The sequence below is a fragment of the Verrucomicrobiota bacterium genome, from assembly GCA_027622555.1.
Taxonomy (GTDB): domain Bacteria; phylum Verrucomicrobiota; class Verrucomicrobiia; order Opitutales; family UBA2995; genus UBA2995.
In genome coordinates, this window is sequence record JAQBYJ010000076.1 from 21,627 (window position 1) to 28,480 (window position 6,854).

The window sequence follows — 6,854 nt, forward strand, 5'->3', positions numbered from 1 at the left end:
AAAAAGATAGGACCACCAACACCAGCAAATCGTATACCTTGACTTCCCCAAGGAACCTTTAGAAATGAATACCACGATTCATTTTTGGCGGAGAAACTGTTTTTTGTTTCCGCTGATAGCATGCACGTCGATTATTTCAGTCGTCGGGCAGGATGAAATAACTGACGAGGAATTGGAAGCCTTGCTCAATGATGAGGGAGCATTGGAAGCTTGGCTCGAAGAAGAGTTTACTGGATGGGATTTATCCTCTTTTGCGCGAGTGGGAGTCGGGTATTCTGACAATGTTCTATTGGCAACGGTCAATCCTCAATCCGGTGAATATGTCCGTTCCGAATTCGAATTGTTTTTGACCCGCTTCCCCGATGACAATGGAGAATTCTTTTCTTATCTCACAGGGACTGATCTCAGATATTCTGGTGTCGAGGATGCAGATAAGGAGCAACTCTGGCTTTTCGATACCGAGTGGACTCGTTATGTGAGTGATCGGATCAATGCCAAGTTTATCGCCCAGTACGTTTTCTTTAATCAAATCCTTGATTTGTCTCTTACCGAGCGTGACGTTTTCAGGCAGAAAATTGAGTACCATGGTTACGGGTTGGGAACGAAGTGGGAATATGATGCCCGAAACACGAATGTACTCTCCTTGGGTTTTATGGGCTTTAAAGAAAATTATAAAGATGTACTTGGACAGAATTTGAAGGGAGTCTTGGACCTTGGGTGGAGACGAGCCGTTTGGAAGACTTCCAAAATCGAGGTGGAGTTGACGAAGGATATCCGTGATCATGATGATCGAGTTCAGCGGGATCAGTTTGGGCGACCTGTCCCTGGAACACATTTAGAAACAGATAGAAACTCGGGCTTAATCAAGTTTTCAACAGAATGGGGGAAAACCAGGAATATTGATTCCAGCTTTGAACTCAAATATCTCGAGAACAGGGATAACGGAGTTGGCTACAATGATTATGATCAGTGGTCACTTGATACCACACTTGAAGGAGAGTGGAGAGGATTTGAGGCTTCCCTTACCTTGGGTGTGAATCAGACTGAATTTATCATACAAAAAGCTGAACGATTCGGAAGCGAAGTACGAAAAAGAGAGGATATTTATGGTGAGCTTTTCTTGAAAAAAATGATAATGAAGCGTATTTCAGTATACCTACTTCTTGAATACGAGGATTCTCAGTCAAACGTTGTAGAGGACGAGTATGATGCCTTTGCTGGTTCGCTTGGATTTCAACTCGATATTTGGGGAGAACCTTAAGATTTGTTATCTGAATGAAATTAAAAGCCATGCATGAAAGGTCGATTGTTCTCTGGGTTATCGCCGGAGTACTTGTGATTTTTTATGGGATCGCCGGAGGACTCGCATGGCAATTGCGAAAAGAACTTAGAGGGCAGGTAATCAACCGCGATGCTGAGATTTTTATGGTTGTCGCCTCCGCCGAAGTTGACCGTGTCAGGCTAGCCAATAAAGGTATTTTTGATCCTGGAGATGATGAGGAATTATTTGAGGTCGCTCTAAACACATCTGAAATAAAGGGTGTTTTCGGAGTCCGAGTTTTTAAAGAAAACAATAAATCAGTGGGTGGGGTTCCTATATCGATAAAGCGTGGGCAGCTGGAACCAGAAGAGGAGGCCATTTTAAACCTGCGTACTCCGATTAGTCGTTTCACGAAAGAATTTTTCCTATCCGATATATTGTTGATGGTCGACGAGGAGAAAGCAGATCGATCGACTTTTCCCATACTGGAAATAATAATACCTCTGTTTTCCAAGGCAGACGAAGAGGTATCCGGCTATGCTGAATACTACATTGATGGAAGTGATATCCAAATAGAGCTCGCGCAGTTGGACTCAAATGTTCTCACCTATGCTGGTGCTGCGGTTTTGCTGGGTTCACTACTTGGAGGAGGCATCCTTTTGTGGGCTTTTAAAAAACTCAGGCAAGTAAACCAACTTTTGGAAGAGCGAACAAGAAAGCTTATTTCGGCAAATCACAAACTGAGTATGGAAGCTCGAACCGCTGCCATAGGCGCAATTACTTCCCACCTGATCCACGGGTTAAAAGGGCCGCTTCAAGGCATCCGTCAATTTGTAACTGCCCATTCAAGCGACGAGGGAAACCGTTCGGGAGAAGATACGTGGCGTGATGCTGCAGATACAACAGAGCGGATGCAGGGATTGATAAATGAAGTGATTGAAGTTCTGCAGGATCGCAAAGGGGAATTTTCCTACGATATTACCTGCTCCGAAATTGGGAACCTGGTCGAGGAGAGGGTTTCGCATTATGCTAAGAAAAATGGAGTAAGTTTAAGGACTGAATTACAGGAAGGCGCTTCTCACTTTCAACTTACTAATGATCGGGCAAATCTGGTAATTCTTATTTTGGTTAATTTAATTAGAAATGCCATGGATGCCTCTCAAAGTGGTGGCACTGTAGCTCTCAAAATATCTCCCGAGATTGAAGGAGAAATAACGTTTTTAGTTGTCGACCAAGGCGAGGGACTACCAACCGCCGTGGCCGAAAATATTTTTCAGCCTGTCACGAGTACCAAAGCAGATGGAAGTGGAGTCGGACTATCGCTTTGTCAGGAATTGGCCAGACATTTGCAAGGTGACCTAACACTCGCCAGCACTGGACCAGATGGAACTGTTTTTAAACTTAGCATTTCCAAGTTAACCGCAAATCGTGAAAGTACTTAAGCATTTATTACCGATATTTCTGGCAGGGACAACTTCTGCGATGTGGGCGCAAGCTCCGGGAACTCTGAAGTGGAGTTACACTACTACCGGGGAAATTTATTCCTCTCCCGCGGTCGACCTCGACGGAGTCATTTATGTGGGTGTGAACGATGACACTGCGGATGGCATAAACGACAATAAGGTAATTGCCGTTAATCCGGATGGCACATTGAAGTGGGAAACCGAAGTAGGGGATTGGGTTGATTCATCTCCTGCCCTGAGTCCCGATGGCGTTCTCTACATTGGTTCCTGGAATGGGTTTCTCTATGCCCTGGATATGGATACGGGTGCCGAAATTTGGAAATTTGAATCGTTTGGTGTAATCGATGGTTCTCCTGCAATCTCCAAAGATGGAACCATTTATTTTGGAAACGGTGAGAATGCACTTTATGCGATCAATCCAGATGGAACTCCGGCTTGGACTATTGGATTTGGTCAAAATTCTGGAAACGCTGACCCATTTCTTTTTGACGATTGGGTTGATGCTTCGCCCACGCTGGACAAGGCAGGAAACGTATGGGTGGGGGACCTGTTTGGAAACTTTTCTCAAATAGCACCCAACAAAACGGAATTGTGGACGGTTGATTTTGGATTTGGGATTTCTGCTTCACCGGCGATCGCAGAGGACGGAACCATCTATATCGCCGATGATGATGGTTTTGTGATAGCAGTAACTCCTGGAGTGGCGGCCCCAAAATGGGCTTTTAATACAGGGCCGACGGGTATTGAATCCTCTCCTGTGATTGGACCGGATGGAACAGTTTATATCGGAACCAGCTCCGACCGTGTTTATGCGTTTGATGGTCAGACAGGAGCCGTGAAGGCTGGCTGGCCCTTCACGGAACCAGGCGATGTCGTTTATTCGAGCCCGGCAATTGCTGAGGATGGAACCGTTTATGTGGGATCGGGGGATAAAAAGCTTTATGCGATTAGCAGCAACGGAGCAAAGCTTTGGTCGTTTGAAACGGGTGGGTTTGTCGATTCGTCACCAGCCGTTGGTGGCGATGGGACCGTATATGTAGGGTCTACCGATGGGAAGCTGTACGCTATTTACGGGAGTAGTCCCTTGAGTTTTTCTCGTTGGCCAAAGTTTAGGGGAAGCAACGAAGCAACAGGTAGTTTGGATCCCTATCGTCTTTGGGTGGAGGAGAACAATGTCAGTGAGGCTCATCCTTTGAGTGACCCTGACAAGGATGGCCTGGAAAATATTCTGGAATGGGGATTTTGTAAGGACCCGAACGTACCCAACTTGAGTGACGTGAAGTTTCCTTTCACGGCATTTTCCAAAGAAGGCCTGATACTGGAGGCTGAATGGCTTGGGGAAGCTAAAGGTATGGGTTTTGAATTTTCAGACGATCTTTTGGATTGGAGTGAATTGGATACCCAATCTCCTGAATCTTTTACTTGGTTTGAATCGCTAAGTACTGAGCAACTTGGAAATAAAATACGAACTAAACTGCACTTGGACGCTGAGGCATCTCCCCCCAAGTTTTTCAGACTGACAGGCACTCAGCATTAGTCTCTCGTGGCGCAATGCGGTATTTGGTGGCTGTCTCCCTGATCTGGGCATTTTCCTTCGGTTTAATTAAGACTTACCTCACCGGGCTCGATCCATTGTTCGTGGGGGCAGCACGCCTCGGAGTGGCTTTACTTGTTTTTCTACCTTTCTTTCGCATTAAGCAGCTGACTCCTGGCCTGATTACCCGATTTCTCCTCATTGGAGGCATTCAGTACGGGCTTATGTATGGTTCCTATATTTATACCTATCAGTTTCTTGAGGCCCACAAGATCGCACTGTTCACTGTGACGACCCCCATTCTTGTTGCCTTGTTGGATGATAGTTTCGAGGGGCGTTTCCGAGTGAGGTATCTTGTTTTTGCTTTTGTATCAGTCCTGGGTGCAATAATCATTTACTTCAATTCTCCCGATCTTGAGGTCGCTTTAATCGGAATCTTGTTACTTCAGATTTCCAATTTATGTTTTGCATTTGGGCAGGTATTCTATCGTCGGATTATTCGCTTAAACACTGGACTGAAGATGCGTGAACATTTTGGCGTCCTTTACCTCGGCGGTTTCGTGGTATCGGTCTTGCTCATGGTTATCGGAACCGATTGGGAGCGAACAGCGGTTACGGGTACGCAAGCTATCGTCATCCTGTTTCTAGGGATACTTGCCTCAGGAGTTGGCTTTTTTCTCTGGAACTATGGAGCCACGAAAACCAACGCCGGAACTCTGGCTATACTCAACAATCTAAAGATTCCATTGGCGGTCATTGTCAGCTTAGTGTTTTTCGAGACTGTGTCGGCCGATGCCTTGATCCGTCTTCTCATTGGAGGGGGAATTATCGTTGGTGCGGTTGTTCTTAATGAGCGATTGATGAATCACGAGACTGATGAATCTCGTTAACCACGGCTAAGAAGTCTGACGATCTCGCTGCAAAATCGAAATGCTCTCTTCCGAATGCTGATGCGGCTTGGCTCATTGCCTTTCGTTTTTCGGAGTCCATTCCCAAGAGGTGTAGCGCATCGCGAAATGCATCTTGATTCCCAAAAGGTATACCGAAGCCTGATACGCCTTCTTCAAAGCACTCACCGACTCCGTTTACCAAATATGCAACCACCGGGAGACCGCTGCATTGAGCTTCGACCAGGGAATTCGGGAGGGATTCCTTAGTCGATGTATGAACCGCAACATCATGCGTTTCGTACAACTCATCAGGAGAATTACTCCAGGTAAAAGTTACTTGGTTCTCGATCCCCAATTCCTTCGCTTTTGCTTTACAGGATTTAAGCAATTTACCTGATCCTGCAAAGGTACAATGCCAGGCAATGCTAGGAGGAATCTGAGTGAGAATGGAAAGTAATTCGATTTGGTTCTTTTGCGGACGGAACATCGCCGAGCACAAAAGCCTGAGCTTTGTTGAGTCGGCCTTCTTTTTAGATGCTAATCGGTCTGAAATCAAACATCCGTTGTGCACAGTTCTAATCAATTTCTCCGGGATTCCGTAAGGTCGTATCAATCGTTTGTGCTCAGCATGACTGTTGGTAATGACTCCATCGGCCATCTGGAGCGCTTTCCGATAGTAAGATAGAGGCGGTTTTCCTGATCGGTAAGTGGCTACCAGCGTTATGGAAGGAAGGTATTTTCTTATAGTTGGAAGGTAAAGATGGGCCACTTTCCCCATGAAAATGATAGCATCAGGTTCAAAAGTGAGAATTTTTCCTATCAGCCCAGGGGCCCATTCATCTATGCGTGTATTGAATGGCTGGAGTATTTTGAAGAAAGAGAGATCGGATTCCCGGACATCCAGCCTTCCACCCGGTCGGAACACGATCACTCCGGTATCATACCCGTTTCTCTGACTAAACCCAGCAAGGGCAAGGGTTTGCTTCTCGGTGCCGCCGATACGTAAATGATCTTGGATAAAGAGAATTCGCATAACATTTTCACCGGATACGCCATCGCGGTAGAGTAACTAACATTCATCGTTTTTTCTTATTGCTTGGCGACAAAATATTCCAAAGCTTCGTCACCTTCGATCTGGAGAGATGGCTGAGTGGTCGAAAGCAACGGTTTGCTAAATCGTCGAACCTCACAAGGGTTCCGGGGGTTCGAATCCCCCTCTCTCCGCCACTTAGAAAACCTGCAAATGTTGCAGGTTTTTTTGGTCTACGACTCCACCAGGCTATCTTGGGGGATTTGAACCCTGGGTTCGTTCACGAGCGAAGCGAGAAGCCTGTCATCCCCCTCTCTCCGCCACTTAGAAAACCTGCAAATGTTGCAGGTTTTTTTGATCTACGACTTCATTGAAACATCCACTCAAGGTCCGAGTCTGTTTTGTTTGTGATATTTCAAATCAATATTTATCTATTTTGATATAATGAAAAAACTGTTTTTGAGGAATAGGCATGGGTTCATTTATTGGGCTATTGTTTCCTTGGTTCAATTAGTTGGTTTTGGACAGGGTCCGGATTTCGAAGTGTCAGATTATTCCAAGGATATTTTGCGATCTTTGAGGGATGAAACCGAGCGAACCTATGTTGCCAGCTGCTTGCGCTGAAGCTACTTCTGGTGGCATTCCTGCTAACACGAACACCGTGGTTAGCGGGCCT

Annotated in this window: 5 protein-coding genes and 1 tRNA gene; 5 read left to right on the forward strand and 1 reads right to left on the reverse strand. The window is 45.8% G+C overall.

All coding sequences use genetic code 11. The features are described 5' to 3' along the window. The first annotated feature begins 64 nt into the window (after window positions 1–64). Genes O3C43_17635 through O3C43_17650 form a run of 4 tightly spaced genes read left to right on the forward strand, consistent with a single transcriptional unit; the run spans window position 65 to window position 5,148 of the window. Entirely contained in the window at window positions 65–1,261 is a 1,197-nt protein-coding gene (locus O3C43_17635; protein MDA1068314.1) for a hypothetical protein, read from the forward strand. Between the two features lie 14 nt (window positions 1,262–1,275). Then, window positions 1,276–2,703: a sensor histidine kinase gene (locus tag O3C43_17640; protein MDA1068315.1), complete on the forward strand. Its 1,428-nt coding sequence runs from the start codon at window positions 1,276–1,278 to the stop codon at window positions 2,701–2,703. Next, window positions 2,690–4,261 (forward strand): PQQ-binding-like beta-propeller repeat protein, encoded by a 1,572-nt coding sequence (locus O3C43_17645; protein ID MDA1068316.1) that lies wholly within the window; start codon window positions 2,690–2,692, stop codon window positions 4,259–4,261. The genes O3C43_17640 and O3C43_17645 overlap by 14 nt, the downstream gene beginning before the upstream one ends. A 14-nt stretch (window positions 4,262–4,275) precedes the next feature. Continuing rightward, complete coding sequence (locus O3C43_17650) at window positions 4,276–5,148, forward strand: EamA family transporter (protein ID MDA1068317.1); 873 nt, start codon at window positions 4,276–4,278, stop codon at window positions 5,146–5,148. Here the strand turns inward: O3C43_17650 and O3C43_17655 are convergent. Beyond that, window positions 5,105–6,181, reverse strand: coding sequence for a glycosyltransferase (locus O3C43_17655; protein ID MDA1068318.1), 1,077 nt, complete (start codon window positions 6,179–6,181; stop codon window positions 5,105–5,107). The two genes, O3C43_17650 and O3C43_17655, sit on opposite strands and share 44 nt — an antisense overlap. A 103-nt stretch (window positions 6,182–6,284) precedes the next feature. Here O3C43_17655 and O3C43_17660 point away from each other — a divergent pair. Next, window positions 6,285–6,375: transfer RNA gene (locus O3C43_17660), tRNA-Ser, on the forward strand. Window positions 6,376–6,854 lie beyond the last annotated feature (479 nt).

Bases quoted from the DNA above. Each gene is read 5' to 3' on its own strand.
- O3C43_17655 (MDA1068318.1), bottom strand. From the start codon at position 6,181: ATGCGAATTCTCTTTATCCAAGATCATTTACGTATCGGCGGCACCGAG.
- O3C43_17650 (MDA1068317.1), top strand. From the start codon at position 4,276: ATGCGGTATTTGGTGGCTGTCTCCCTGATCTGGGCATTTTCCTTCGGT.
- O3C43_17640 (MDA1068315.1), top strand. From the start codon at position 1,276: ATGAAATTAAAAGCCATGCATGAAAGGTCGATTGTTCTCTGGGTTATC.
- O3C43_17635 (MDA1068314.1), top strand. From the start codon at position 65: ATGAATACCACGATTCATTTTTGGCGGAGAAACTGTTTTTTGTTTCCG.